Raw genomic sequence first — 26,213 nt, forward strand, 5'->3', positions numbered from 1 at the left:
GGTCCTGGACGACTGCGAAGCCCAGGCCGGCGGACACGGTCATCGTTCCCGGGCCCGGCCGCCCCGGCCCGCCCGGGCCCGGCCCGCTTATCCGGCCGCTTCGCCGGTGGCGAGGGCCTCCAGGACCGGCTGGCCGTACTTGGCGAGCTTGTTCTCGCCGACCCCGTTGACGGTGGACAGCTCGGCCAGCGAGCCCGGCCGCAGCGCGGCGATCTGGCGCAGGGTCGCGTCGTGGAAGATCACGTAGGCCGGGACGCCGGCCTCGCGCGCGGCCGAGGCCCGCCAGGCGCGCAGCCGCTCGAAGGCCGCCGCGCCCGCCGGGTCCAGGTCGGCGGCCGGCGCGGCGCTGCCGCCGGAGGAGGACGCACGCCGGGCCCGGGGCGCGCGGGTGCGTTCCGGCTCGCGGCGCAGCATGACCTCCCGCTCGCGGCGCAGGACGCTGCCGCTGGCGTCGGTCAGCACCAGCGTGCCGTAGTCGCCCTCGACCGCGAGCAGCCCCTGCGCCAGCAGTTGCCGGACCACGCCGCGCCACTCCTGCTCGCGCAGCTCGGTGCCGATGCCGAACACGGACAGCTCGTCATGGCGGAACTGGGTCACCTTCTCGGTCGTCTTGCCGAGCAGGATGTCGATGGACTGGCCGGCGCCGAACTTCTGCCCCCGCTCGCGCTGCAGCCGCAGCACCGTGGAGAGCAGCTTCTGCGCCGGGATCGTGCCGTCCCACGACTCCGGCGGGTTCAGGCAGGTGTCGCAGTTGCCGCAGGACGGGTCGGCGGCCTGGCCGAAGTAGGCGAGCAGCTGCGCGCGGCGGCACTGGACCGTCTCGCACAGCGCGAGCATCGCGTCGAGGTGCGCGGCGAGATTGCGCCGGTGTGCCGCGTCGCCGTCCGAGGTCTCGATCATCTTGCGCTGCTGGACCACGTCCTGCAGCCCGTACGCCAGCCAGGCCGTCGACGGCAGCCCGTCGCGCCCGGCCCGCCCGGTCTCCTGGTAGTAGCCCTCCACCGACTTGGGCAGGTCGAGATGGGCCACGAACCGGACGTCCGGCTTGTCGATGCCCATGCCGAACGCGATCGTCGCGACCATGACCAGGCCGTCCTCGCGCAGGAACCGGCTCTGGTTGGCGGCTCGGGTCTGCGCGTCGAGGCCGGCGTGATACGGCAGCGCGGCGATGCCCTGCTGGGTGAGGAACTCGGCGGTCTTCTCCACCGAGGCGCGCGACAAGCAGTAGACGATGCCGGCGTCGCCGGCGTGCTCGGTGCGCAGCAGCTCGAGCAGCTGCCGGCGGGGCTCGTTCTTGGGCACGATGCGGTACTGGATGTTGGGCCGGTCGAAGCTCGCGGTGAAGTGCCGCGCGCCGGTCAGGTCGAGCCGGGTCGCGATCTCCTCGCGGGTGGCGCTGGTCGCCGTGGCGGTCAGCGCGATGCGCGGCACGTCGGGCCAGCGCTCGTGCAGCATCGACAGGTTGAGGTAGTCGGGGCGGAAGTCGTGGCCCCACTGCGCGACGCAGTGCGCCTCGTCGATCGCGAAGAGCGCGATCCGGCCCTGGTCGAGCAGCCGCTGGGTGGCCGGCGAGCCGAGGCCCTCGGGCGCGACGTAGAGCAGGTCGAGCTCCCCGGCGAGGAACTGCTGCTCGGTGCGGCGGCGCTCGTGCGACTCCTGGGTGGAGTTGAGGAAGCCGGCCCGCACGCCGAGCGTACGCAGCGCGTCCACCTGGTCCTGCATGAGTGCGATGAGCGGAGAGATCACCACCCCGGTCCCGGGGCGCACCAGCGCGGGGATCTGGTAGCAGAGCGACTTGCCGCCGCCGGTGGGCATGAGCACCAGGGCGTCGCCGCCGGCCACGACGTGCTCGATGATCTCGTGCTGCCCGCCGCGGAACTCGGCGTAGCCGAACACCCGGCTGAGCACGTCGTACGCGGGGCCCGCGAGCGGGGGAGCGGAAGTCACCCCGCGAGTTTAGTGACCCCGCCGCCGTCCGCTCCGGGGGCTGTGGACAACGACCGTACGGCCGCCGCGGTCTCCGCCGGGAACTCGGCGTGCGGGTAGTGGCCGGCGCCCTCGATCATCGTGACGGTGCCACGCACCCGGTCCGCGACGAGTCGCGCCTCGGCGGCCGGATCGGGGAAATCGGCGTCCTTGGTGCCCATGACGACCAGCGTGGGCACGCGGACCGAGTCCAGCAGCGCCTCGCAGCCGGAGACGTCCGCGGCGAACTGGGCCCGCAGCGCCGCCATCCGGCCCGGCTCGGCCATCTGGGCGGACAGCCGCCTGCGCGCGGCCGCGAAGTCCTCGGGACGGCGCGTCCTGAACGAGTACGCCCAGTACGCCATCCACATCGGCCGGAAGCGCCCCACCGCGGCCACCGCGAGCCGCAGCATGACGTTCGGCCGCGGCATGACCCGCACGAACGGGCCGGTCAGGACGAGGGCCGACACCATGCCGGGTGCGATCGCCGCCACGCGCACCGCCGACGCCGCCGTGTACGAGTTCGCGACGATCAGCGCGGGCCCCGCGTCGAGGTGCCGCAGCAGGGCGATCACGTCGTCCGCGGTCGCGTCGGGGGAGTAGTCGGGCCAGACGGCGTCGCTCTCGCCCTGCCCCCGGGGGTCGAGTGTGACGACGCGGTGGCCGGCCCCCGTGAGCAGCGGGGTCAGGTGCCGGTACGAGTCGCGGTTGTCGCCGATCCCCGGCAGGCAGAGGACGAGCGGCCCGCTGCCGGTGTCGTCGTACGCAAGGGAGCCGAGCGAAGTCTTAAGTCTCATAGCCATAAAGCTACTGCTATTAGCCAAGGGCGTCAACAGGACGGCGTGGCCGGGCCGCAACCTTAGGGGGCGGCTCGGGGTATCACCCCGATGACCACCCGGCGGCCGCGGCGAAGCATCGACGCATGATGATTGCCCGGCCTCTGGTCCTCGCGCTGGCCGCCGGCGCGCTCGTGGCCACGCCCGCCCACGCCCGGCCGCCGACGATCGAGTGGCACCCCTGCGCGACGAGCGGAGCGGACTGCGCGACGCTTCGGCTGCCCGTCGACTGGTCCGATCCCGGCGGTGCGACGTTCGACCTGGCCGTCGCGCGCCGCAGAGCCACCGATCCGGCCGCCCGCGTCGGCACGCTGGTCTTCGGCCCCGGCGGACCCGGCGACTCCGGCACCGACCGCGTCCAGACCGGGATCGGCCGGTTCAGCGCGGACCTGCAGCGCCGGTTCGACATCGTCAGCTTCGACCCCCGCGGGGTGGGCCGCAGCCACGCGATGCCGTGCAAGCCGGCGTACGCCGATCCGGTCGTGCACAGCCAGGCCGAATTCGATCAGCGGGTCCGCGACAACCGCGCGCTCTGGAGCCGGTGCCGCCGGGCGTACGGGGCCTTGTTCGATCACGCCGACACGGCGAGCACCGTCCGCGACCTCGACGCCCTGCGCGCTGCGCTCGGCGAGTCGCGGCTGACCTTTCACGGCAGCTCGTACGGCACCCTTCTCGGCGAGCAGTACGCCGAGCGCTACCCGTCCCGGGTCCGCGCGATCGTGCTCGAGAGCTCCGTCGACCACAGCCGGGACACGAGGGGTTTCCTACGTACGCAGGCCTGGGCGCTGCAGGACTCCTTCGACGCGTTCGCCCGCTGGTGCACCGAGACCGCATGCGACCTGCCGGGCCATGACGCGCACGCCGCCTGGGCGCGGCTCATGGCCGACGCCGACCGAGGCGCGATCAACCTGTCCGCTTGGGACCTCACCGTCACCGCGCACCGCTATCTGTACGGCCCCGACTACGCCACCCTCGCGGCGACGATGCGGACCCTGCTCGACCACCGGCCGGCGGAGCGAGCCGCGCCGCCTCCGCCCGTCCCGGCCGTGTTCTGCAACGACTGGGCGCTGCCGGTCGGCGACTACCGCGCGTACGCCCGGGAGTTGGAGCGGGCGCAGACCCGCGACCTGCGCTACTCGGCGGGCGTCATGGCGGTCGGCATGTGCCTGGGCTGGCCGCAGCCCGTGGCCAATCCCCAGCACCGTCTGCACGTACACACCCGTACGCCGCTGCTGCAGATCAACGCGCGCCACGACCCGGCGAGCGGCTACAACTGGGCGTTGTCCGTCGCGCGCCAGCTCGGCCGGTCGGGGGTGCTGCTCACGTACGCCGGCGCCGGGCACGGCTCGTACAACAGCGGCTCGGGGTGCATGCGGGCAGCGGTGGACGCCTATCTGACCAGGCTCGTGGTGCCTCAGCGTGGGGCGGTGTGCCCGGCCTGAGTCACCCGGTGCGGCAGCGCCACCAGGTCGAGGACGATCTGGGCGGCGCTGCCGCGGCCGGCGTGCAGGTCCAGCGGGGAGCCCTGGCGCCGGTGCCGCTCGGCGACGTGGTGCAGGGCCGACACCCCGGCGCTGGCCAGCAGCGTGACCCCGGTCAGGTCCACCGCGAGCGGGAGCGCGCCGCCGCGGCTGCGGCGCAGCAGGTCCTGCCGCAGGTGGGTGGCGGTGGTGGCGTCGAGCGGGCCGACGACGCGGACCTCGTCCGGCCCCGCCTCCTCGAGGCGCATCGCCTCGGCGTGGGCCGGGCGTGTGCCGGAGTGGCGGGTGACACCGGGCGTACGGGCCGGGCGGGTCAGCGTGTGCCGCAGCGTCGCGACCGTGCCCGCCGGCCCTGGCTCCACGCGCAGATCCCCGACGAGCTGCGCGGTCAGCGCGAGCCCTCGCCCGCGCAGGGACTTGCGGGCCGGCTCGCGCCACGAGCCCCGGTCGCGGACCTCGGCGACGACCTCGCCGGCGGGGGTGAGCCGTACGGTCATCCGGACGCCGGCACCGGCGCGGCCGCCGTACCCGTGCTCGATCGCGTTGGTGACCAGCTCGCTCAGCGCGTGCTGCAGCACGAACGAATCGTCCTCGGTCGCGCCGGCGGCGGCGAGCCACCCGGCGAGCGCCGTCCGCGAGGCCCGCAGCGAGGTCAGCTCGGCCGGCAGCTCCAGGACCAGCTCGGGCGGCGGGGCGACCCGCTGGGCGGCGAGCAGCGTGATGTCGTCGCTGTGCCCGCTGATTCGCACCAGCAGCTCGACGGTCTGGCTGCACACGCGCTCGGCGGCGGTGTCCTGCGGTGCGTGCAGCGCCCGTCCGGTGGCCGCCGCCGCGGCGACCCGGGCGAGCTCGGCGCGGCCGTCGGGCACGGACAGGCCCGGCCGTTCCAGGATGCCGTCGCTGTGCAGGAGCAGCAGGTCACCGATGCCGAGCCGCTCCTCGCGTACGGGGAAGTCACCGCCGGTGCCCAGCGGCGCCGCGCCGGTCGGTGCCAGATAACGGGTGTCACCGTCCGCGCCGACCAGCAGCGGCGGCGGATGCCCGGCCGTGCAGTACGCCAGCCCGCCGCTGCCCGGGTCGAGCACGGCGAGGCAGACGGTGGTGGCGTGCGCGGCGGGGTTGCGCCGCGCGAAGCGGTCCACGGCGGCCATCGCCTCCGCGATGCCGGCGCCGCCGGCGAGCCGGTCCTGCAGCACCGCGCGCAGCTGGCCCATCACGCCCGACGCGGTGACGCCGTGACCCACCACGTCGCCGACGACCAGCGCGACCGTGCCGTCCTCGCGCGCGACCGCCTCGAACCAGTCGCCGCCCGCGGCGCGGTCGGTGTCGGCGAGCAGGTAGCTCGCGGCGATCCGCGCGCCCGGCAGCACCGGCAGCCCGTGCGGGAGCAGCTCGCCCTGCAGGGCCGTGACGACGTCCAGCGTCTTCTCGTAGCGCTCCTGGAGGTGCTCCGCGCGGCTCTCGGCGGCGAGCCGGGCCCGCACCATCGGCGTCACGTCGAAGCCGGCGCCGATGACCCCTCGGATCCCGCCGTCGGCGCGGCGCCACGGGCTGATGGAGAAGGTGGCGTAGACCTCCTGCACGCAACCGTCGGGCCCGGTGAGCGTCGCCCGCCACTCCACGCCGCTCACGGCCTCGCCCGAGCGCAGCACCTCGGCGTACAGCTCGATCCACTGCTGCCCGCCGACGTCGGGGAACACCTCGCTCAGCGGGCGGCCCAGCGTCTCGCGGCCGGGGATCAGCGCCCGGGTCGCCGCGTTGACGTACGCCAGGCGCAGCTCCGGGCCCTCGCAGACGATGAGGATGAACGGCATCTGCTCCACTGCCGACGTGACCGCCTCCGGGTCACCGGCCCGCTCTCCGCCCATCCCACCGCGCTTCCCACTGTGCCGCTGTCAGGCCATCATCGTGCCCCGCCGCCGGGGCCGCACGTCGCCCGGCGGGTGAGCCCGCCCTCAGAGGCCCGGCAGGTCGAGGGTGTGCGCGGTGTGGGTGGCCTTCGTCGCGAGGTAGCGCCGGTTGGCGGGGGACAGGTGCACCCCGGTCGGGATGCGCTCCTTCACCTCGACCCCGCACGCCTGCAGCTGCGCCGCCTTGTCGGGGTTGTTGCTGAGCAGCCGGATCTTGTCCGCGCCCAGCGCCAGCAGCATCTGCGCCGCCGCCGTGTAGTCGCGTTCGTCCTCGCCGCGGCCCAGCGCCACGTTCGCCTCGTACGTGTCCAGCCCCGCCTCCTGCAGCGCGTACGCGTCGAGCTTGGCGTACAGGCCGATGCCGCGGCCCTCCTGGCGCAGGTAGAGCAGCAGCCCGCCGACGCTCGCGATGCGCTCGACCGCCTCGCGCAACTGCGGCCCGCAGTCGCAGCGCTGGCTGCCGAAGACGTCGCCGGTCAGGCATTCGCTGTGCGGGCGGACCAGCGGCGCGTCGAGCACGGCCCGTTCCCAGTCGCCCAGTCCCAGGGCGAGGTGCTCCCGGCCGTCGAGCAGCCCGTCGAAGGTGAGCACGCGGGCGGTGGTCGTGTAGCCGTCGGCGAAGCGCAGCGGCACCGTCACGCGCGTGCGTACGGTGGCCCCTGGAACGTCCCTCCAGCCCGGCGCTTCGGACATCGGCCCCCCACTTTCGATGATCGGTCTTTCCCCGTACCCCTGGCAGCGGGGGTGTCAGTCCCGGAACCGGTCGGACAACGCGTACCGCAGCAGCACCACGTCGCCGATGCGGCGGACGTCGGCGAGCTGCGCGCGGCGTTGCGCGCACCACGGGAAGTCGCCGTCCCCGACGAAGCGCGGGGCCTTGGAGTCGCCCACGAAGAACGGCGCGACGACCAGTTGGAGCTCGTCGGCGAGCCCGGAGGTCAGGAACTGGGTGTGCACGGTGCCGCCGCCCTCCACCATGAGCCGGGCGATGCCGCGGCCGGCCAGGTCGGCGGTGACGCGGCGCAGGTCGACCGGGTCGCCGCCGTCCACGACCGTGGCGAGGTGACCCAGCTTGTGCCGGGCCGGTGCCATCGCCGGGGTGGCGCAGTACACCAGCTTGGCGGACTCGCCGAGGGTGAAGAAGTGCGCCCGCGGGTCCAGGTCGCAGCTGCTGGTGACGGTGACCTTGACGGGGTCCGGTGACTGCCCGCGTGCCTCGCGGGTCTTGCGCCGGGTCTCGTCGCGGATCAGCAACCGCGGGTTGTCCTGGCGTACGGTGCCGGCGCCGACCAGGATCGCGTCGCAGCCGGCGCGGACCTCGTCGACCCGGTCGAAATCGGCGTCGTTGGACAGCAGCAGCCGTTCGTCGTCCGCGCTGTCGACATATCCGTCGATGGACATGCCGCAGCTCAGCAGGACGTACGGCCGATCTTCCACCGCACCAACATAATCCGCGCCGAGGGTGGCGGCACCCTCACGCACCGCTGCCGACCAACTCCCGGACCGGGCGGACGGTGGGACGTACCGGCGCGATCTCGACAATCTCCACCATCGGAAGGGCCCGTGCCGCCGCCCGCGCCCGGGCCCGGCTCGCGGCCCGTGTGGCAATGACCACAAGACCCGGCAGCGCCGCGACGAAGGCGAAGAGGCCGTACACGACGGAGATCGTCAGGCCCTGGGTGGCGCTGAGCCCGGCCGCGCCGAACGCCCAGGCGGTCACGCCCTCCCGCGGCCCCCAGCCGCCGATGTTCACCGGCAGCGCCATCGACAGCAGCGCCAGCAGCATGAGCGGCGTGAGGCGCAGCAGCGAGGCGTCCGAGCCGGCGGCGCGGGCCGCGACCACGAAGGTCGCCAGGTGCCCGGCCAGCACGACCGTCGACGCGAGCAGGACGCCCGGCCAGTTGCCGCGGGCGAGCAGCCCCGCGCGGACCTCGGCGACCGCGGTCCGCGCCGCCCGGGCCCAGCGGGACGCGCCGCTGCGCAGCCGGCCGACCGCGACGACGAGCAGGACCGCGACCGCGGCGACGGCCGCGGCGGTCACCGCGACCGCCTGCCCGTGCTCGCGCAGATGCGACGACACCGGCGACGGTACGGTCAGCAGCACGGCGACCCCGACGCAGACGAGCACGATCTGCCCGGCCGTGCGTTCCAGCACCACCGCCCGAACGCTCTTGCCCACGTCACCGGCGTCCCGGCCGTGCTGCACGGCCCGGTCCACGTCGCCGAGGACGCCGCCGGGCAGAGCCGCGTTGATGAACAGGGCCTTGTAGTAGTCGGCGATCGCGCTGCGCATCGACAGCCGCAGGCCCAGGCCGCGGGCCACCAGACACCAGCGCCAGGCGCTGAACACGGTGGTGGTCACCCCGATCGCGAAGGCGAGGCCGAGGGCGGGGGCGTCGATCACCCGCAGCCCGTCGACGAACGCCCCGGTGCCCAGGCGCCAGAGCAGCACGGCGAGGATCCCTGCCCCGCCGAGCAGCCGCGCCCACGCCCAGATCGATCGGTTCATGCCGCCCCCTTGTAGCTCGCCGTCCTGACACTCATACGTCCCGGCGGCGCCGGGCGGTTCAGTCCTTGCGGGCGTAAAGATCTTGGTGACCCACGGTCGCGTGCAGCGTGCCGGCCTCGATCGCGGCCAGCCGGTCCGCAAGATAGCCGTCGAGCCGCAGCTCAGGGCGCTGTTCGGCGGCCGCGGCCACCCAGCCGCGCAGCCACTCGGCGAGCAGGGCGGGCGTGTCGGGCCCCAGCGACCAGGGACTCTCCCGGGTGGTGACCGTCACCCCTGCGGTGGCGAACGCCTGGGCCGCGGCGCCGACGGCCTCCGGCCCGAGCAGCCGGCGGCCGCCCGTCTCGCGCCGCTGGTGCTCGTTGAACGCCGCGCGGACCTCGGCGTCGAGCGGGTGCGGCGGGTCGAAGGTGACCTCGCCGGTGACGGAGAGCGTGAAGAGCGCGGGCACGCCCGCCGCCGCGCAGGCCTCGGCGAGCGCGGTGACCTCGTCGGCGGTGAACAGGTCGAGCAGGGCCGAACAGGTGACCAGCGACACCCCGGTCAGGTCCGCGGCGGTCAGCTCCGTGACGTCGCCCTGGGCGGTCCCGGCGGTGACCGGGCTGCCGTCCGCCGCGGCGGTGGGCAGGTGCGCGGCCGCGTACGCCAGCAGCGCCGGATCACGGTCCTGCAGGACCCACCGCTGCGGTCCGGGCAGCCGGGGAGCCAGCCAGCGTGCCAGCGAGCCCGTCCCGCAGCCGAGGTCGCGGATGACGATCTCGCCGCCCGCCGGCCGGACGAGGCCGGCGAGGTCGGTGGAGCGCGCGGCGGCGTCCGCGGGCTCGCGCAGCGACAGCCACTCGGTGCTGAACTCTCCGGTCATCTGTCCACTACCTCGCTCAGTCGTCGGGTCGTCTCGTCCCAGCCGCGCAGCGTGTCCCGCCGGGCGCGGGCCGCGGTGCGCCAGGCGGCGCGCAGACCGGGGTCGGTCAGCCACCGGCGCAGGGCCGTGGCCAGGGACTCTACGTCGCCCGGCGGGAGGAGCCCACCCGGTACGGCGCCGTCCGGGGCTCGTCCCACCGCCTCGGGCACGCCCTCCACCCGGGTGCCGAGCACGGGGATACCGCGGGCCAGCGCCTCGGTGACGACCATCCCGTACGTCTCGGCGCGCGAGGGCAGCACGAGCAGGTCGGCGGCGGCGTACGTGGCCTCGAGCGCGGCGCCCGTCCTGGCGCCCACGAAGCGCACCCGGTCGCTGCGCGCCGTCACGCGGGCCGCGTACGCCGGGTCGCGGTCGAGCGCGCCGGCGCACACGCACTCCCAGGGCAGGTCCTCGAGGCGGACGAGGGCGTCGACCAGCACGTCCTGCGCCTTGCGCGGGGTGACCGCGGCGACGCACAGCAGGCGGCGGCCGTCCGCGCTGCCCTCGGCGAGCGGCGCGCGATCCACGCCGGGCGGCGCGACGTGCACGGTGCCCGGGGACAGCCCGTGCAGGGCCTCGATGCGGCGGGCGGCGCCCTCGCTCGTGGCCACCACGGCGTGCGCCGCGTGCAGCGCCCGCCGTTCCCGCTCGGGCAGCTCCGGCGCGGCCCCGGTCTCGTCGCCCAGCGGCAGGTGCACCAGCACGACCTGCCGCAGCCGCGCCGCCTGGGCCTCGACGATCTCCGGGACGGCGCCGGCGACCAGGCCGTCCATCAGCACGGTGGCGCCGCCGGGGAGCGACTGCAGCGCGGCGGTCAGCTCGCGGGCCTGCTCCGGTCCCGGGTACGGCCACGGCCCGGCGACCGCGATCTCGTGCACCGCGCGGGTGGCCGCCAGCCCGGTGAGCACCCGGCGGTCGTACGTGTTGCCGCCGCTCGGCGCCGCCGGGTCGTCGATGTCGCCCGGCAGCACCGCGTACAGCGGTCCGGTCACAGGTCTCGCTCGTACGTCGCCCACGCGATGTGCGACTCGTGCAGCGTGACCGCGATGCCGGTGAGCCCGCTCGCACCCGCGCCGAGCGCGCCGCCCGCCGCCTTCTCCGCGAGCCGGTCGGCGATGACCTTGGCCAGGTACTCGGTCGAGGTGTTGATCCCGGCGAAGTCCGCCTCGTCGTCCAGGTTGCGGTAGCTGAGCCCGCCGCAGATCGCGTGCAGCTCCTGGCTCGCCAGCCCGATGTCGACCACGATGTTGTCCGCGTCCAGCTCGGGACGCTTGAAGGTGGCGTCCACGACGAAGGTGGCGCCGTGCAGCTTCTGGGCCGGTCCGAAGACCTCCCCGGTGAAGCTGTGCGCGATCATGATGTGGTCACGGACCGTGACGCTGAACATCTACTCTCCCGTCGGATAGGTGATGAGGTGACACAGGGCGGGCAGTTCGCCGCGGGTCAGCCGGGGCAGCAGCTCCGGCATCGCGGCGAACTCGGACTCGCCGGTGATCAGCGTGTCGAACACCGGGTCGGCGAGCAGGTCGAGGGCGATCGCGAGGCGGTCGGCGTACGAGCGGCGCCCGCGCCGGGCCGGGGCGATGCCGCCGACCTGGCTGCTGCGGATGGCGAGGCGCCGGGAGTGGAAGAACTCCCCGAGCGGCACGCTGACCTCGCGGTCGCCGTACCAGCTGAGCTCGACGACCGTACCCTCGGCGGCGAGCAGCTCCAGCGACCGGGTCAGCCCGGCCGAGGTGGCGCTGGCGTGCACGACCAGGTCGCAGTCGTCGCGGGCGTCGGCGGGCAGGGCGAAGTCCACGCCGAGCGCCGCGGCGATCCGCGCCCGGTCCGGGTCGGTGTCCACGAGCTGGACGCGGGCGCCCGGGAAGCGGGACAGGATCGCGGCGACGCTCGCGCCGACCATGCCCGCGCCCACCACGGCGATGCGGTCGCCGATCAGCGGCGCGGCGTCCCAGAGCCCGTTGAGCGCGGTCTCCACCGTGCCGGCGAGCACCGCCCGTCGGGCCGGGACCCGCGGTGGCACGACGGTCACCGCGTCGGCCGGGACGACGTAGCGGGTCTGATGCGGGAAGAGGCAGAACACCGTACGGCCGAGCAGCTCCGCCGGACCCTGCTCGACGACGCCGACGTTGAGGTAGCCGTACTTCACGGGGGCGGGGAAGTCGCCCTCCTGGAACGGGGCGCGCATGATCCCGTGCTGGCTGTGCGGCACGCCGCCGCGGAACACCAGCGTCTCGGTGCCGCGGCTGACCCCGGAGTGCAGCGTGCGGACCAGCACCTCGCCGGGTCCGGGCTCCGGCACGTCCACCGGCCGGATCTCGCCCGTACCGGGGCGCGCCAGCCAGAACGCTTCGGCCGTACCCGCCATGGGTGTTTCTCCTCCGGTGACTGAACCGAACGCGCTGGGGAAGCGTGTTTAGGACAGCGGCAACCATACGCGGGACCCGATCTTGCCCACCCGGAGGCACTGTGACACTCAGCATCGACACCATGACGGCCCGTTCCGGCCGAGGCCCCCTCGCCGGTGTGGCCGCCCAGGTCGTCATCATGGCGGCGCTCGCCGCCACGGTGGGCCTGAGCGCGGCGGGCTGGCTGGCCGGCCTCGCGTACGCCGTGGTGTTGTGCGCCCTGCTCCGCTCCGGGATGCGCCGGGCCGGGATGCGCGCCATGGGTCCCGCCAACGCGGTGACTCTGGGCCGGGCCACGCTCGTCGGCGCGGTGACGGCGCTGGTGGTCACGTCCTTCGAACATTCCGTGGCGCTGCCGGTCCTGGTGACGCTGGTCGGTGTCGCGCTCGCCCTCGACGGGGTCGACGGGCAGGTCGCTCGCCGCACGGGCAACGTCACCCCGCTCGGCGCACGCTTCGACATGGAGGTCGACTCGTTCCTCGCGCTGGTGCTGAGCGTCTACGTCGCCGGCACCGTCGGCTGGTGGGCCCTGCTCATCGGCGCCGCCCGGTACCTGTTCGTCGCGGCCGCCGCGGTCGCCCCGTGGATCCTCGCGGCGCTGCCGCCCCGGTTCTCCCGCAAGGTCGTCGCCGCCACCCAGGGCGTCGTGCTGGTCGTGGCCACCGCGGGCGTGCTGCCGGACGCGATCACCCGGGTCGCCGTGGCGGCCGCCCTCGCCTCGCTCATCTGGTCGTTCGGCAAGGACATCGCCTGGTTGTGGCGCGCTGAGCAGGAGCGCCGCGCCTCGGTGGCCGCCCGCCGGGCCCGGGTGCTGCCGCGTATGGTCCCCGGCGTGCGGCGTACCCGCCGGCCGGCCTCGGTCAGCGCCTGACGCGTCAGGAGATCCGCCGCACGGTCCCCGGCCGGGCGGCGGGCACCGCGTCCGGGTGCAGCACCGCCGCGATCGCCTCGATCCCGTCGACCAGCCGCGGACCCGGCCGGACCACCAGGCCGTCGCCGTCGATCGCCCACACCGCCGCGTCCGGGAAGTGCGGCACGACCCGCTCGGCCTGCCCGGCGGCGCCGTCGAGGTGGAACCCGCACGGCGTGACGAGCACGACGTCCGGCCGGGCGGCCGCCAGCTCGGCGTACGAGGTCTCGACCGACCGGGCGCCGGGACGGGCCGCGACGGGCTCCCCGCCGGCGGCCGTGACCAGGTCGGGCACCCAGTGGCCGGCGGTGAACGGCGGGTCGACCCACTCGACGACGGCCACCCGCGGACGCGGACGGCCGCCCACAGCGGCGGCGATCGCGTCCAGTCGCGCGCGCAGCGACGCGACGAGAGCCGTCGCGCGCTCCGGCACCCCGGCCCGCTCGCCCACCGTCAGGAAGGTGCCGAGGACCTCCTCCAGCGTGTACGGGTCCAGCGACACCACGTCCGCCCGGCAGCCCAGGTGCTCCAGCGCGTCCGAGACGTGCCCGGAGGGCAGCGCGCACACCCGGCACAGGTCCTGGGTGAGGATCAGGTCGGGCTCGAGGCCGGCGAGCGCGTCCTCGTGCAGCGTGTAGAGGTCGCCGCCGGCCGCCAGCTGCGACTTCACGTACGCGTCGATCTCGGCGGGGCTCAGGCCGCGGGTGTCCCGGCCGCCGACCACCACCGCCTTGTCCGCCCGGGCCCGGGCCGGCTCGTCGCACTCGAAGGTGACGCCGACCAGGTCGGTGTCGAGGCCGAGGGCGTACACGATCTCCGTGGCGGAGGGCAGCAGCGAGACCAGGCGCATGGTCCGTCAGTCTGCCCTATGCCACCGCCCGCGCGATGAGGTCGCACGCCTCCGGCAGGCAGGTGCTCCAGTACGCGAAGTTGTGCCGGCCCTCGCGGTAGCTGCCGGCCGCCCGGCCCTCGGGCAGCGCCTTCTCCAGCGCCTTCACCTCGGGGAGCAGGCCGTCCCCGGTGCCGCACCACAGACCGACCGGGATGCCGCGCAACCGGTCCACCTGTGCGAACACCTCGTCGCCCGGGGAGACCGCGGGGGAGAAGGCGGCGACCGACCGGACGAAACCCGGGAACGTCTCGGCCAGCAGCAGCGACCCGTACCCGCCCATGGACCAGCCGAAGGCGGCGATCCGGGTGGTGTCGAAGCCGCGCCGGGCGCACCAGGCGGGGATCTCCTCGTGCACCATCGCCTGCGGGTCGTCGGTGCCGGACGGCCGCCACGCCAGCCGCCCGCCCGTCGCCCCGGCCAGCACGAACGGGGCGTTGCCGCGGCGTACGGAATCGGTCAGGAACCGGCCCAGGCCGAGCGCGGGATAGTCGGCGGCGGTCTTGGAGGCGCCGTGCAGCACGAGGCAGACCGGCAGCCCGCGCCCGTCGCCGTGCCCCGCCGGCACGGCCGTGTAGAAGTCGACGTCCCGGCCCCGCGCCCGCGACCGCCGGGTCTCCAGGCGCTCGTCGCCGAGCGGGGCGTCCGGGATCACCGGCTCAGCGGCGTACCTGTTCCGGGCGTAGCCCCCGGCGGCTGCGATCGCCACCGCCGCGCCCGCCCCCGCCAGCAGCGTCCGTCGTCTCATCACCGTCCTCAACGCCGCGCGGAGCCCGCCGTGACGGCACGACGATCAACGCCACCCCGGCGACGACGGCCGCCGTGGCCGGCGCGGGCGCCACGGCCGCCCTCGATCTGGGACTGTAATTACATAGAGTTAACTTAGGCTGGCCGTTCGGCCGGTGTGGTGCCTCAGAGTCACTGCGTATGCTGCCCTCGTGAACTTGACCGAGGTCGCGATGGTTGCTGCCATCACTGTGAGTGTTGCCGGTGTTTCTTACGCTGTGGTGAACTCGCACGGCCTTACGGGGGCCACGGTCAAGGTCGCCGACCAGGTGAGCTGCCGAGCGGTGGACGACGCGATCGTCGCCTACGCCGCCCAGTCCGGCGCCGCCCCGGTCCGCATGGAGCAGCTCCGGCCGTACGTGAAGGGCGATGTGTCCGCGTACCGGATCGTGGGTGGGCGGGCGTCCGGCCCCGGCTGCTGACCGGGGTGAGCCGCGACCGTGCTCCTGACGGTCCGGCGACACGGAGGGAAATCCGCCTGATCCGACACGGAAGTCCTGTTCGTACCTGTATGACGGTTTCATGGGTGAGTTGACGAGGCGGGACAAGCAGGTCGTCGGCGGGATGGTGGCGCTCCTGGTCGCGAGCGGGGGCGCGCTGGTCCTCAGCGGCGAGAGCGCGGAGACGGGCGGGACGGCGACGGCGCCGCCGGAACGCACGGTCATCGCCGGGGCGGAGACGGAGATGGGCCCGGCCCGGCTGCCGGTGCCCGGCAGGCCCGCCGGCTCGGCGCAGGAGGGCGCGGCGGAGGCGCCGTCCGAGATCCGCACGCTGAGCCCGTGGCCGGGCCTTCCGGCGGCGACGGGTACGGCGACCGGCGCCACCGGCAGCCGCACCACCGCGCCCGGCGTGACGCCGCAGCGGGTTCCGAGCCCGCCGCCGCTGGTGCGGCCGCCGCTGCCGACGCCGACCACGCCGGCCCGGCCCACCACGCCGGCCACCTCGAAGCCCGTCCCGGCCACCAAGCCGCCGGCCCGGCCGCACACCCGGCCGCCGGTCAGCCGGCCTCCCGCCACGAGGCCGCCGGTCACCACCCCGCCGGCGACCACGCCCCCAACGACCACGCCCCCGGTGACGACTCCGCCGGCCGAACCGGCCACCCCGCCGGTCACCGAGGCGCCGCAGGAGCCGTCCGAACCGGAGCCGGCGAAGTCCGAGCCGCAGGACCAGGGCGGCGAGGACCACGATCACGACTTCCCGTGGGAGCCCGGCGAAGGTGGTCTGCCCGACCCCGGCTCGCTGACCTGGCCCCCGTCCGTGCCGCCGGGGAACCCCTTCGGGTAGACCGGCGCAGGGTCATACGATCAGCGGCGGAACGTACCTACGCACGGAGGGATGACATGGGCACCGAGACGCTGGAATTCCAGGCCGAGGCGCGGCAGCTGTTGCAGCTGATGGTCCACTCGATCTACTCGAACAAGGACATCTTCCTGCGCGAGCTCATCTCCAACGCCTCCGACGCGCTGGACAAGCGGCGCCTCGCCGGGCTCACCGAGGACAGCCTGCGCGCCGACGACCTGCACATCGAGATCGAAGCCGACAAGGAGGCGCGCACGCTGACCGTGCGCGACAACGGCATCGGCATGTCGCGCGACGAGGTCGTCGGGCTCATCGGCACGATCGCCCGCTCCGGCACCGCCGAGATGCTGCGCCGGCTCAAGGAGAGCAAGGAGGCGGAGTCCGCCGAGCTGATCGGGCAGTTCGGCGTCGGCTTCTACTCGACGTTCATGGTCGCCGACGAGGTCACCCTGGTCACCCGCAAGGCCGGCGAGGACGCGGGCACCCGGTGGCGGTCGGCGGGCGAGGGCACGTACACGATCGAGGACGTCGCCGACGCCCCCACCGGCACCGCGGTCACCGTCCACCTGCGTCCGAAGGACGAGGAGGACGCGCTCTACGACTACGCCGACGAGTGGAAGATCCGCGAGATCGTCAAGCGGTACTCCGACTTCATCTCGTTCCCGATCCGCCTGCTCAAGGGCGAGGGCGAGCCGGAGACGCTGAACTCCATGAAGGCGCTCTGGGCGCGGCCGCGCTCGGAGGTCAAGGACGAGGAGTACACCGAGTTCTACCGGCACATCAGCCACGACTGGACCGACCCGCTGGAGATCATCCAGATGCGGGCCGAGGGCACCTTCGAGTACGAGGCCCTGCTGTTCATCCCGTCCCGCGCGCCGCACGACCTGTTCCAGCGCGACGGCCGCCGCGGCATCCAGCTGTACGTCAAGCGCGTGTTCATCATGGACGACAGCCGCGAGCTGATGCCCGACTACCTGCGCTTCGTCAAGGGCGTCGTGGACGCGGCCGACCTGTCGCTGAACATCTCCCGCGAGATCCTGCAGCAGGACCGGCACATCCAGCTGATCCGCCGGCGCCTGGCCAAGAAGGTCCTGTCGACCGTCAAGGACCTGATGGCCAAGGAGCCGGAGAAGTACCGCACCCTGTGGCGCGAGTTCGGCCGGGCCATCAAGGAGGGCCTGCTCGGCGAGGCCGACGACCAGAAGGCCATCCTCGACGTCGCGTCGTTCGCCTCCACGACCGGCGACGAGCCCACCACCCTCGCCGGGTACGTGTCCCGCATGAAGGACGGCCAGGACGCGATCTACTACATGACCGGCGAGAGCCGCGCCCAGGTCGAGAACTCCCCGCACATGGAGGCGTTCAAGGCCCAGGGGTACGAGGTCCTGCTGCTCACCGACCCCGTCGACGAGATCTGGGTCGAGGCCGTGCCCGAGTACGACGGCAAGAAGCTGCAGTCCATCGCCCGTGGCAACGTCGACCTGAAGGCCGACGAGAAGCCGTCCGAGGAGAAGACCGGCGAGTTCGCGCCGCTGCTCACCTGGCTGGGCGAGACCCTCGCCGACGTCAAGGAGGCCCGCCTCTCCACCCGGCTCACCACCTCGCCGGCCTGCCTGGTCAGCGACGCGAACGACATCACCCCGACGCTGGAGAAGATGTACAAGGCGATGGGTCAGGAGGTGCCCCCGGTCAAGCGCATCCTCGAGCTGAACCCGGACCACCCGCTGGTCACGGGTCTGCGCGACGCGTACGCCCGGAGCGCCGACGCCCCGGACCTGCCGGAGACCGCGGAGCTGCTGTACGGCACGGCCCTGCTGGCCGAGGGCGGCGACCTGGCCGACCCGGCCCGCTTCGCGAAGCTCCTCGCGGACCGCCTCGCCAGGACGATCTGAACGACCCCTAGGGTGGGCGGCATGACCTCCTCGACCGAGATCCGGCTTGCCGCCCGCCCGCACGGGACGCCCGTGCCCACCGACTTCGAGACCGTGCGGACCGAGGTGCCCGATCCCGGACCCGGGCAGCTGCTCGTCCGGAACACGCTGATGAGCGTCGACCCGTACATGCGGGGCCGGATGGACGACCGCAAGTCGTACGTGCCGCCGTACGAGCTCGGCAAGGCGCTCGAGGGCGGCGCGGTCGGCGAGGTCGTCGCCTCGGGGGCGGACGGCTTCCAGCCCGGCGACACGGTGCTGCACGGGCTCGGCTGGCGCGAGTACGCCCTCGTCGAGGCCCGCTCGGCGGCGAGGATCGACCCGTCCCGGGGGCCGCTGGGGGCGTACCTCGGCGTGCTGGGGATGCCGGGGCTGACCGCGTACGCGGGCCTCATCCGCACCGCCGAGTTCAAGCCCGGCGACGTCGTCTTCGTCTCCAGCGCGGCCGGCGCCGTCGGCCAGGTCGTCGGCCAGCTCGCCAAGCTCAAGGGCGCCGCCCGGGTCATCGGCAGCGCCGGCTCGGCGGCCAAGGTCGCCTACCTGCGCGACGAGCTGGGCTTCGACGCGGCGTTCGACTACCACGAGGCCCCCGTACGCGACCAGCTCAGGGCGGCCGCCCCGGACGGCATCGACGTCTACTTCGACAACGTCGGCGGCGACCACCTCGAGGCCGCGATCTCCGCGCTCAACGTCCACGGCCGGGTCTGCGTCTGCGGCATGATCAGCGTCTACAACGCCACCGAACCGGTCCCGGCGCCCCGCAACCTGGCCCAGGTCATCGGCAAACGCCTCACCATCCGCGGCATGCTCGTCCGTGACCACGGCGACCTGCGCGACCAGTTCCTCACCGAGGTGGCCCCGAAGGTGGCCGACGGCACGATCCGCTACCGCGAGACCGTCCTCGAGGGCGTCGACCAGGCCGTGGAGGCGTTCCTGTCGATGCTGCGCGGCGACGGCATCGGCAAGACCCTCGTGAAACTGTCCTGAGTCACGCGCGCCCGCCGGCGCGGCATGCCGTGCCGGCGGGCCCGGGCCGGCGTGATCTCATAGGACGGTGCCGACCATCTTCACGAAAATCATCAACGGCGAGCTGCCCGGCCGCATCGTCTGGTCGGACGAGCGGGTCGCGGCCTTCCTCACCATCGCGCCGCTGACGCCCGGCCACACGCTCGTCGTGCCGCGCGCCGAGGTCGACCAGTGGACGGACCTCGACCCGGACCTGTACGCCCACGTCATGTCGGTGAGCCACACCATCGGCGGCGCCCTCAAACGGGCGTTCGACGCGCCGCGGATCGGGCTGATCGTCGCGGGCTTCGAGGTGCCGCACGCCCACGTCCACGTCTTCCCGGCGCACGACATGACCGACTTCGACTTCGCCCGCGCGAACCCGAGCGTCCCGGCCGAGGACCTGGACGCCCACCACGAGCGCATCCTGGCCGCCCTCGACCGCGACTGACGCAGCGGGCCCGGACATCCGACGAGGGCTTCGCACGGAGCATGACCATGAGCTTCATCGTGGCCAGGCAGCGAACCGCGTCATGGCCATGACCGGCCCGACATCGAGCACGACCGGGTTGTCGGTGCGGCCGAGGTGTCCCAGGCTTATCCGGGGTCGAGCCGCGGGGTGCTCAAGCGGCTGCCTGGTGCCCAGTCAGGTCGGGATGTTCTGACGGTCAGCGCAGCGCTGCGAGCCAGCTGCGGGGGCCGCGGTGCCGGACCCTGATTCCGGCGATGCCGATCGCGTAGCGGAGCGCCTCCGGGAGCTCCGCGCCTCGCGCCACCGCGACCGTCAGCGCGCCGTGGAAGGCGTCGCCCGCGCCGGCGGTATCGACGGCGGCGACCGGCGGGACGTCGATGTCGCCCGAGGACTCGCCGGACCACCACCGGACCGGCTCCGGCCCGGACGTGATCGCCCCGCGGTCCACGCCGAGGTCACGCAGCGCCTGCTCGACCGGGAGGGCGCCGGGCGGGCGGAAGGCCGAGGAGCACGCGACGACCGCCGCGTGGGGGAGCAGCTCCGCGAAGACCGGCCGCCACGTGCCGGCGTCCAGCACCAGCGGCCGCCCGCTGCGCGTGGCCGCTGTAGCCAGTGCCGGGTGATGGCCGTCGGCGAGCACCGCGTCCGCGGTGGTCAGGGTTTCCGCAAGATCTGACGGTACGGCCACAGCGACGTCCCGGGCATTACGGCTGACGATCGTGCGCTGGCCGGTGGCGTCGAGCACCGTGACGGCCGAGACCGGCGGGGGTTCCGTGGCCTCCGGTGTCGCGTCGAGCAGGGTGACGCCGCAGGCGCGCAGGTCGGCCCGGATGAGGTCGCCGAGCGTATGGGCGCCGACCGCGGTGACCAGGGTGACCTGCGCGCCGAGCGCCGCGGCGGTGACCGCGGCGTTGGTGGCCGGACCGCCGGCCGCCACCTCCGCCGAGAGGGCCTCCGCCTTGTCGTCCGGGCCGGGCAGGCGGTCGACGCGCTGGACCAGGTCCACGGTGGCCAGGCCGACGCAGACGACCCGCACGCCGGCTCAGCTCGCGAGGTTGGAGAAGAAGACGCCGATGTTGCGGAACACTTCCGCGATGCCGTCGCCGATGCCCCGCGCGATGTCCGCGGCCGGGCCCGGGTTCGTCCCGATGTAGAAGATGACCAGCGCGAGCACGATCCAGCCGACGGCCTTCTTCATCGCCGCCCACCTCCCCGGCGTGAGTGATCGAGACCGATCGTGACACAGCGCGGCAGCTCACGGGGCCGGACGCGCCGTCAGAGATCGAAAAGCCGGGCCGCGTTGTGCCAGCACACCGCGCGCAGCCAGGCGTCGCCGAGATCGAGGGCGGCGAGGGCTTCGAGCTGGTGGGCGTACGGGTACGGGATGCTCGGGAAGTCGCTGCCCAGCAGGACCTTCCCGGCGAGCCCGAGGTCGCGCAGGCGGGGGAGCAGCTCGCGCGGGAACGGGGCGATGTCCTCGAAGAAGCCGGTGAACGCCATCGTGGTGTCGAGGCCGGCGCGGTCGTGACGCTCGGCGAGCTCGAGGAAGCCGGCGTACTCGGGGGCGCCCAGGTGCGCGGCGATCATCGCCAGGCGGGGGTGACGGCGCAGCACCTCGCCGATCGGGCCCGGGCCGGTGAAGCGGTTGGCGACCGGGCCGGAACCGGCGTGCACGATCACCGGCGTCCCGGTGTCGGCGAGGACGCCCCACGCCTCGTCCAGCTCGGGGGTGCGCGGGTCGAAGCCGCCGACCTGCAGGTGCAGTTTGAAGATGCGCGCTCCGCGCTCGAGCGCCGTACGGACGTCCCGCGCCGCCGACGGCTCCGGGAAGAACGTCGCGCTCGGCAGGCAGCCGGGCGTGCGGGCGGCGAAGTCCAGCGTCCACGCGTTGAGGTCGGCGGCCATGCCGGGGCAGTGGGCGTACGCGAGCGCCGTGAACACCCGCACGCCCAGCTCGCCGAGCGTGGCGACCCGTTCGGTCTCGCTGCCGCGGTAGTGGATGGGCCATTCCCGGCCGATGAGCGGCCCGGCCTCGTCGAAGTGCGCCCAGACCCGGCGCTGCATCCGGTCGGGCAGGAAGTGGGTGTGCACGTCGGCGAGCCCGGGCAGGCCGAGCGCGGTGGCGAAGGCGGTCACCGTCCGATGATGGCCTACATCACAAACTGACTGACTCTAGCTTTTGATGGTTACCATCATTTCATGGCTACTTCCACTTCACGCTGGTGGGCGCTCGCGGCGCTCTCCCTCAGCACCATCGCCATCGGGCTCGACAGCACCGTGCTGTCCGTGGCCCTGCCGACCCTCGCCGGGGACCTGCGCGCGTCGACCGGTGACCTGCAGTGGTTCACCACCTCGTACCTGCTGGTGCTCGCCGCCGCGCTGCTGCCCGCCGGGATGCTCGGCGACCGGTTCGGCCGCAAGCGGATGCTGCTCGGCGCCCTGGTCGTCTTCGGCGCGGCGTCGGCGGCGTGCTCGTACGCCACGACCTCCGGCCAGCTGGTCGCCGCCCGCGCCGTCCTCGGCCTCGGTGCGGCGGTGATCATGCCGCTCAGCTCGGCCGTGCTCACCGTGATCTTCGATCCGCAGGAGCGCGGCCGCGCGCTGACCGTCTGGGTCACCGCCAACACCCTGGGCATCCCGCTGGGCCCGCTGGTCGGCGGCTATCTGCTCGACCACTTCTGGTGGGGATCGGTGTTCCTCATCAACGTGCCGCTGGTGATCGCCGGGGTCGTCGCGGTCGCGCTGTGGGTGCCCGAGTCGCACGGCGACCGGAACCGGCGCTTCGACCCGCTCGGCGTGCTGCTGTCCACGTCCGGCCTGGTGGCCGTCACGTACGGCGTCATCGAGGCCGGCGAGCGCGGCTGGACGGATGCCCGGGCCGTGCTCACGGCCGTGGCCGGGGTGGTGCTGCTCGTCCTCTTCGGGTGGTGGCAGCGCCGGGCGAAGACGCCGCTGGTGGACCTGGCCTTGTTCCGCTCACGCGGGTTCACCTGGGGCGCGCTGCTCGCCACGGTCGCCAGCTTCGCGATGTTCGGCCTGCTCTTCGCCCTGCCGCTGTTCTTCCAGGACATCGGCGGCAATGACGCGTTCGGCACGGGTCTGCGGCTGCTGCCGGTCATCGGCGGGCTGATGGTCGGCGCCCGGCTCGGCGGGAAGCTCGAGAGCCGGCTCGGCGCGAAGATCATCGTGACGGCCGGACTGGTGCTCATCGCCGGCGGTCTGGCGGTGGGCACGGCCACCGGCCCTGACTCGGGGTACGGCTTCGTCGCGGTCTGGATCACGCTCGCCGGCATCGGCCTCGGCCTGACCATGCCCCCGGCGATGAACGCCGCGCTGGGCGCCCTGTCGCACGAGCGCAGCGGGGTGGGCTCCGGGCTGATCCAGGCGATGCGCCAGGTCGGCAGCGCGATCGGGGTGGCGGTGCTGGGGACCGTGCTGAACTCCGCGTACCGCGACGGTATCGACGGGTACGGACTGCCGGACGCGACCCGTGACAGCGTCTCGGCGGGCGTCGCGGTGGCCCGGCGGCTGGGCGACCCCGGGCTGCTGGACGTGGTGCGCTCGGCGTTCACCGATGGCATGGCCGTGACGATGCTGGTGGCCGCTGCGGTTGCGATGGGTGGCGCCGTACTATCGATGATCTTTCTTCCGGGCCGCCCGGCGCGACCGGACGACGCGCCGGACATCCCCCTCGCGCCCGCCTCGCCGCCGGCGGCGGCAGAATCGACGGTATGACGCCGCCGGGACTGCGGGAACGCAAGAAAGCCAGGACGCGCGCCGCGATCCGCGAGCACGCGATGCGGCTCTTCGACGAGCAGGGGTACGCCGCCACGACGGTCGATCAGATCGCCGAGGCGGCGGACGTCTCGCAGAGCACGTTCTTCCGGTACTTCCCGACCAAGGAGGACGTGGTCCTCGCCGACGACCTCGATCCGCTGCTCGCACAGGCCGTCCGCGACCAGCCGGCGGACCTGCATCCGATCGAGGCGATCAAGCGGGGCATCCGGCAGGTCTTCACCTCGGTCAGCGCCGAGCAGCGCGAGCAGGAGCGGCGGCGGCAGCGCCTGGTGCAGTCGGTGCCCGAGCTGCGGGCCCGTTCCCTGCACCAGTACGCGGCCGCCGTCGACATGCTCGCCGCCGTCGTGGCGGAACGGGCCGGGTTGCCGGCCGACGACTTCCCGTGCCGCGTGCTGGCCGGCGCGGTGATCGGCTCCCTGCTCGCCGCGCTGCCGCGCGGTGTCGAGGAGCCCGCCCTGGACAGCGGCGAGTTCGACGCGATGGATCGCGCGCTCGAGCTGCTCCAGGCCGGGCTCCCGCTGGGCCCCCGCTAACCGGTCACGGCATCCGTCAAGCGCGGTCCGGCGACGGCGTTGCAGGGCTGAACCGGGTTTCGACGGGCGGTTCGTTTCCCGCGGATCGGGGTACGGCTCGCCCATGATTGCGCACGCCGCTCCCTCGCTGGCCGCGGAGGCGATCACCTCCGCCGGTACCGGCCAACTCGTCCTCGCCGCCGTGCTGGGCATCGCGGCCGTCATTCTGCTCATCGCCTGGGCGAAATGGCATCCTTTCCTGGCCCTGGTCGTCGGGGCGGCGGTGCTCGGGATCGTCGCCGGGGCCGCGCCCGGCGACACCGTGACCTCCTTCACCAAAGGCGTCGGCAGTACGGCCGGCAGCGTCGGCCTGCTGATCGCCCTCGGCTCCATGATCGGCGCGCTGCTCGCGGAGTCCGGCGGCGCGGACGGCATCGTCGGCACGATCGTGCGCAAGTTCTCCGGCTCGGCGCTGCCGTGGGCGATGGCGGGCGTCGCCGCGCTCATCGGCCTGCCGTTGTTCTTCGAGGTCGGCGTCGTGCTGCTGGTGCCCATCGTGCTGCTGGTCGCACAGCGGACCGACGTGCCGCTGCTGAAGATCGGCATCCCCGCCCTGGCCGGCCTGTCGGTGCTGCACGGCCTGGTGCCGCCGCACCCGGGCCCGCTGGTGGCGATCGCGAACCTGAACGCCGACCTGGGCCTGACGCTCGCGTTCGGGCTGATCTGCGCGATCCCGACGGTGATCATCGCGGGCCCCGTCTTCGGGAACTTCATCGCCAAGCGGGTGCCGGTCGCCGTGCCGGCCCGGGCGATGGCGGGCGCCGCGGTCGCGGCGGGCGACCGGGCGGCCGTCGGGTCCGGCGGCGATCGGCCCGGCTCCGGCCCGGCCGGCGGTCAGGACTTCGTGGACCGCGACGACCTGGGCAACGCGGGCACCGGCGAGCCGGACGAGACGGTCGACCGGGGGCTGCCGGCGCGGCGGCGCAACCCGGGCTTCTGGCCCGCGGTGCTGACGGTCCTGCTGCCCATCGTGCTGATGCTGCTGCGGGCGATCGCCGAGCTGACCCTCGACGAGGGCAACAGCGTGCGCAGCGCGTTCGAGGTGCTCGGTGAGCCGGTGGTGGCGCTGCTGCTCGGCGTGCTGCTCGCGATGTGGACGCTGGGCAAGCGGGCCGGCTTCGACCGGGCCCAGACCTCCTCGGTGCTCGGCGGGGCGCTGCCGCCGATCGCCGGCATCCTGCTCATCGTGGCCGCGGGCGGCGGCTTCAAGCAGGTGCTCGTCGACGCCGGCGTCGGCAACGTGGTGGCGGACGCGGCGAAGGACGCCAACATCTCGGCGTTGCTGCTGGGCTTCCTCGCGGCGGTCGGCATCCGGATCGCCACCGGCTCGGCCACGGTCGCCACGATCACCGCGGCGGGCATCGTCGCGCCGCTGGCCGCGACCCTGGACAAGCCCGAGGTGTCGCTGCTGGCGCTGGCGATCGGCGCCGGGTCGCTGTTCTTCTCGCACGTCAACGACGCCGGGTTCTGGCTGGTCAAGGAGTACTTCGGGATGACCGTCGGGCAGACCATCAAGACCTGGTCGGTGATGGAGACGATCATCTCGGTGGTCGGGTTCGCCTGCGTGCTGATCCTGGACGTCTTCGTCTGACGACGCCGCGGCCGGGCCCCGTACCGGTGGGGGCCCGGCCGCGGCGCCGCGGATCAGGCGTTCTGCTCGTCGCGCCAGGCCAGCCAGTCGCGCAGCGGGCCCAGATCCGGCTTGGGGCCGCCGACACCGACGGTGAACAGCGAGACGCCCTGCTCGCGCAGCGCCGCGGCGGCCTCCGGACCGCCCTCGGCCGACAGGCCACCGGAGACCTCGATCTCCGAGAGGTCCCGGCCCACGTCGGCGCAGTGCTGCCGGAGCACGCCCAGCTTGTGCGCGACGGTCGCGGCGTCGCCGAAGCTGTGCCAGATGTCGGCGTGCTGGGCCACCAGGCGCAGCGTCTTCTTCTCGCCGCCGCCCCCGATCAGCACCGGGATCTTGCGGGTCGGCGGAGGGTTCAGCTTGCCGAGCCGCGCCTCGATCCGCGGCAGGGCGTCGGCCAGGTCGTTGAGGCGGCCGCCGGCGGTGCCGAAGTCGTAGCCGTACTCCTGGTAGTCCTTCTCGAACCACCCGGAACCGATGCCCAGGATCAGCCGGCCGTCGCTGATGTTGTCGACCGTGCGAGCCATGTCGGCGAGCAGGTCGGGGTTGCGGTAGCTGTTGCAGGTCACGAGCGCGCCGATCTCGACGCGGGAGGTGGCCTCCGCCCACGCGCCGAGCATCGTCCAGCATTCGAAGTGCAGGCCGTCGGGGTCGCCGTACAGCGGGTAGAAGTGGTCCCAGTTGAACAGGACGTCGACGCCGAGCTCCTCCGCCTCGGCGGCCGTACGCCGGATCGTCGGGTAGTCCGCGTGCTGGGGCTGCAGCTGCAGCCCGATCCTCACAGGCCTGGTCGTCATGATTGCCAACACTAAGCGGTTCCGCGGCCGGCGGCCGGGAACCGCGAGCCCGGACGCACCATCACCGGATGTGATGTTCGGCTCGTGCGTTTCTCAAGGTCATCACAGGTACGC

26 protein-coding genes are annotated in these 26,213 nt (G+C 73.7%); 10 read left to right on the forward strand and 16 right to left on the reverse strand.

The features are described 5' to 3' along the window. Window positions 1–87 precede the first annotated feature (87 nt). Both recQ and AB0K03_RS37170 read right to left on the reverse strand, forming a co-directional pair. Entirely contained in the window at window positions 88–1,947 is a 1,860-nt protein-coding gene (gene recQ / locus AB0K03_RS37165) for a DNA helicase RecQ (protein WP_364695489.1), read from the reverse strand. Then, entirely contained in the window at window positions 1,944–2,762 is an 819-nt protein-coding gene (locus AB0K03_RS37170) for an alpha/beta hydrolase (protein WP_364695492.1), read from the reverse strand. Before AB0K03_RS37170 ends, recQ begins: the two co-directional genes overlap by 4 nt. 128 nt (window positions 2,763–2,890) lie before the next feature. Between AB0K03_RS37170 and AB0K03_RS37175 the strand changes: the two genes are divergently transcribed. Beyond that, on the forward strand, window positions 2,891–4,243 hold the full coding sequence (locus AB0K03_RS37175; protein WP_364695659.1) for an alpha/beta hydrolase: 1,353 nt from the start codon (window positions 2,891–2,893) through the stop codon (window positions 4,241–4,243). Here AB0K03_RS37175 and AB0K03_RS37180 read toward each other — a convergent pair. The 8 genes from AB0K03_RS37180 to AB0K03_RS37215 form a co-directional block, all read right to left on the reverse strand. Next, window positions 4,216–6,150 carry a SpoIIE family protein phosphatase gene (locus tag AB0K03_RS37180; RefSeq protein ID WP_364695495.1) on the reverse strand — a complete coding sequence of 645 codons (1,935 nt, stop codon included), beginning with the start codon at window positions 6,148–6,150 and terminating at the stop codon, window positions 4,216–4,218. The two genes, AB0K03_RS37175 and AB0K03_RS37180, sit on opposite strands and share 28 nt — an antisense overlap. 87 nt (window positions 6,151–6,237) lie before the next feature. Continuing rightward, window positions 6,238–6,885 carry a GTP cyclohydrolase II gene (gene ribA, locus AB0K03_RS37185; RefSeq protein WP_364695498.1) on the reverse strand — a complete coding sequence of 216 codons (648 nt, stop codon included), beginning with the start codon at window positions 6,883–6,885 and terminating at the stop codon, window positions 6,238–6,240. Window positions 6,886–6,939: 54 nt separating this feature from the next. After that, a complete protein-coding gene (locus AB0K03_RS37190) occupies window positions 6,940–7,629 on the reverse strand; it encodes a dihydrofolate reductase family protein (RefSeq protein ID WP_364695501.1) in 690 nt (229 codons plus the stop codon). Window positions 7,630–7,666: 37 nt separating this feature from the next. Then, entirely contained in the window at window positions 7,667–8,701 is a 1,035-nt protein-coding gene (locus tag AB0K03_RS37195; protein WP_364695503.1) for a lysylphosphatidylglycerol synthase transmembrane domain-containing protein, read from the reverse strand. Window positions 8,702–8,759: 58 nt separating this feature from the next. After that, window positions 8,760–9,560 (reverse strand): methyltransferase domain-containing protein, encoded by an 801-nt coding sequence (locus AB0K03_RS37200; RefSeq protein ID WP_364695506.1) that lies wholly within the window; start codon window positions 9,558–9,560, stop codon window positions 8,760–8,762. After that, entirely contained in the window at window positions 9,557–10,591 is a 1,035-nt protein-coding gene (locus AB0K03_RS37205) for a glycosyltransferase family 4 protein (RefSeq protein ID WP_364695509.1), read from the reverse strand. The genes AB0K03_RS37200 and AB0K03_RS37205 overlap by 4 nt, the downstream gene beginning before the upstream one ends. Then, window positions 10,588–10,986 carry a 6-carboxytetrahydropterin synthase gene (locus AB0K03_RS37210; protein ID WP_364695512.1) on the reverse strand — a complete coding sequence of 133 codons (399 nt, stop codon included), beginning with the start codon at window positions 10,984–10,986 and terminating at the stop codon, window positions 10,588–10,590. Before AB0K03_RS37210 ends, AB0K03_RS37205 begins: the two co-directional genes overlap by 4 nt. Then, window positions 10,987–11,970, reverse strand: a complete 984-nt coding sequence (locus AB0K03_RS37215; protein ID WP_364695515.1) for a dehydrogenase — start codon at window positions 11,968–11,970, stop codon at window positions 10,987–10,989. Between the two features lie 122 nt (window positions 11,971–12,092). On the opposite strand from AB0K03_RS37215, the gene AB0K03_RS37220 reads away from it, so the two are divergent. Next, window positions 12,093–12,881, forward strand: a complete 789-nt coding sequence (locus tag AB0K03_RS37220) for a CDP-alcohol phosphatidyltransferase family protein (RefSeq protein WP_364695518.1) — start codon at window positions 12,093–12,095, stop codon at window positions 12,879–12,881. Between the two features lie 4 nt (window positions 12,882–12,885). On the opposite strand, the gene AB0K03_RS37225 is transcribed toward AB0K03_RS37220, so the two are convergent. Then, window positions 12,886–13,770 carry an ABC transporter substrate-binding protein gene (locus AB0K03_RS37225; RefSeq protein WP_364695521.1) on the reverse strand — a complete coding sequence of 295 codons (885 nt, stop codon included), beginning with the start codon at window positions 13,768–13,770 and terminating at the stop codon, window positions 12,886–12,888. A gap of 16 nt (window positions 13,771–13,786) precedes the next feature. Beyond that, window positions 13,787–14,557 carry an alpha/beta hydrolase-fold protein gene (locus tag AB0K03_RS37230; RefSeq protein ID WP_364695524.1) on the reverse strand — a complete coding sequence of 257 codons (771 nt, stop codon included), beginning with the start codon at window positions 14,555–14,557 and terminating at the stop codon, window positions 13,787–13,789. A gap of 190 nt (window positions 14,558–14,747) precedes the next feature. Here AB0K03_RS37230 and AB0K03_RS37235 point away from each other — a divergent pair, with 190 nt between their 5' ends. The 5 genes from AB0K03_RS37235 to AB0K03_RS37255 all read left to right on the forward strand — a co-directional run bounded on the left by AB0K03_RS37235 (window position 14,748) and on the right by AB0K03_RS37255 (window position 19,281). After that, on the forward strand, window positions 14,748–15,017 hold the full coding sequence (locus AB0K03_RS37235; RefSeq protein WP_364695527.1) for a hypothetical protein: 270 nt from the start codon (window positions 14,748–14,750) through the stop codon (window positions 15,015–15,017). A gap of 100 nt (window positions 15,018–15,117) precedes the next feature. Further along, window positions 15,118–15,879 carry a hypothetical protein gene (locus AB0K03_RS37240; protein ID WP_364695530.1) on the forward strand — a complete coding sequence of 254 codons (762 nt, stop codon included), beginning with the start codon at window positions 15,118–15,120 and terminating at the stop codon, window positions 15,877–15,879. Between the two features lie 56 nt (window positions 15,880–15,935). Continuing rightward, window positions 15,936–17,786, forward strand: coding sequence for a molecular chaperone HtpG (gene htpG / locus AB0K03_RS37245; RefSeq protein ID WP_364695533.1), 1,851 nt, complete (start codon window positions 15,936–15,938; stop codon window positions 17,784–17,786). 21 nt (window positions 17,787–17,807) lie between these two features. Next, window positions 17,808–18,812, forward strand: a complete 1,005-nt coding sequence (locus tag AB0K03_RS37250; protein ID WP_364695536.1) for an NADP-dependent oxidoreductase — start codon at window positions 17,808–17,810, stop codon at window positions 18,810–18,812. A 67-nt stretch (window positions 18,813–18,879) separates the two neighbouring features. Then, window positions 18,880–19,281 carry an HIT family protein gene (locus AB0K03_RS37255; RefSeq protein ID WP_364695539.1) on the forward strand — a complete coding sequence of 134 codons (402 nt, stop codon included), beginning with the start codon at window positions 18,880–18,882 and terminating at the stop codon, window positions 19,279–19,281. A 217-nt stretch (window positions 19,282–19,498) separates the two neighbouring features. Here AB0K03_RS37255 and AB0K03_RS37260 read toward each other — a convergent pair whose 3' ends face one another. The 3 genes from AB0K03_RS37260 to AB0K03_RS37270 all read right to left on the reverse strand — a co-directional run bounded on the left by AB0K03_RS37260 (window position 19,499) and on the right by AB0K03_RS37270 (window position 21,438). Beyond that, window positions 19,499–20,338: a PfkB family carbohydrate kinase gene (locus tag AB0K03_RS37260; RefSeq protein WP_364695542.1), complete on the reverse strand. Its 840-nt coding sequence runs from the start codon at window positions 20,336–20,338 to the stop codon at window positions 19,499–19,501. 6 nt (window positions 20,339–20,344) lie between these two features. After that, on the reverse strand, window positions 20,345–20,500 hold the full coding sequence (locus tag AB0K03_RS37265; RefSeq protein ID WP_364695545.1) for a hypothetical protein: 156 nt from the start codon (window positions 20,498–20,500) through the stop codon (window positions 20,345–20,347). Window positions 20,501–20,577: 77 nt separating this feature from the next. After that, a complete protein-coding gene (locus tag AB0K03_RS37270; protein ID WP_364695548.1) occupies window positions 20,578–21,438 on the reverse strand; it encodes an amidohydrolase family protein in 861 nt (286 codons plus the stop codon). Window positions 21,439–21,501: 63 nt separating this feature from the next. Between AB0K03_RS37270 and AB0K03_RS37275 the strand changes: the two genes are divergently transcribed. The 3 genes from AB0K03_RS37275 to AB0K03_RS37285 all read left to right on the forward strand — a co-directional run bounded on the left by AB0K03_RS37275 (window position 21,502) and on the right by AB0K03_RS37285 (window position 25,263). After that, window positions 21,502–23,037, forward strand: coding sequence for a DHA2 family efflux MFS transporter permease subunit (locus tag AB0K03_RS37275; protein WP_364695551.1), 1,536 nt, complete (start codon window positions 21,502–21,504; stop codon window positions 23,035–23,037). Further along, window positions 23,034–23,633, forward strand: a complete 600-nt coding sequence (locus AB0K03_RS37280; protein ID WP_364695554.1) for a TetR family transcriptional regulator — start codon at window positions 23,034–23,036, stop codon at window positions 23,631–23,633. The genes AB0K03_RS37275 and AB0K03_RS37280 overlap by 4 nt, the downstream gene beginning before the upstream one ends. A gap of 103 nt (window positions 23,634–23,736) precedes the next feature. Beyond that, window positions 23,737–25,263 carry an SLC13 family permease gene (locus AB0K03_RS37285; RefSeq protein ID WP_364695556.1) on the forward strand — a complete coding sequence of 509 codons (1,527 nt, stop codon included), beginning with the start codon at window positions 23,737–23,739 and terminating at the stop codon, window positions 25,261–25,263. A 53-nt stretch (window positions 25,264–25,316) separates the two neighbouring features. On the opposite strand, the gene AB0K03_RS37290 is transcribed toward AB0K03_RS37285, so the two are convergent. Then, on the reverse strand, window positions 25,317–26,099 hold the full coding sequence (locus tag AB0K03_RS37290; RefSeq protein WP_364695559.1) for an LLM class F420-dependent oxidoreductase: 783 nt from the start codon (window positions 26,097–26,099) through the stop codon (window positions 25,317–25,319). Window positions 26,100–26,213 lie beyond the last annotated feature (114 nt).

It is taken from the genome of Actinoplanes sp. NPDC049316 (assembly GCF_040677315.1).
Taxonomy (GTDB): domain Bacteria; phylum Actinomycetota; class Actinomycetes; order Mycobacteriales; family Micromonosporaceae; genus Actinoplanes.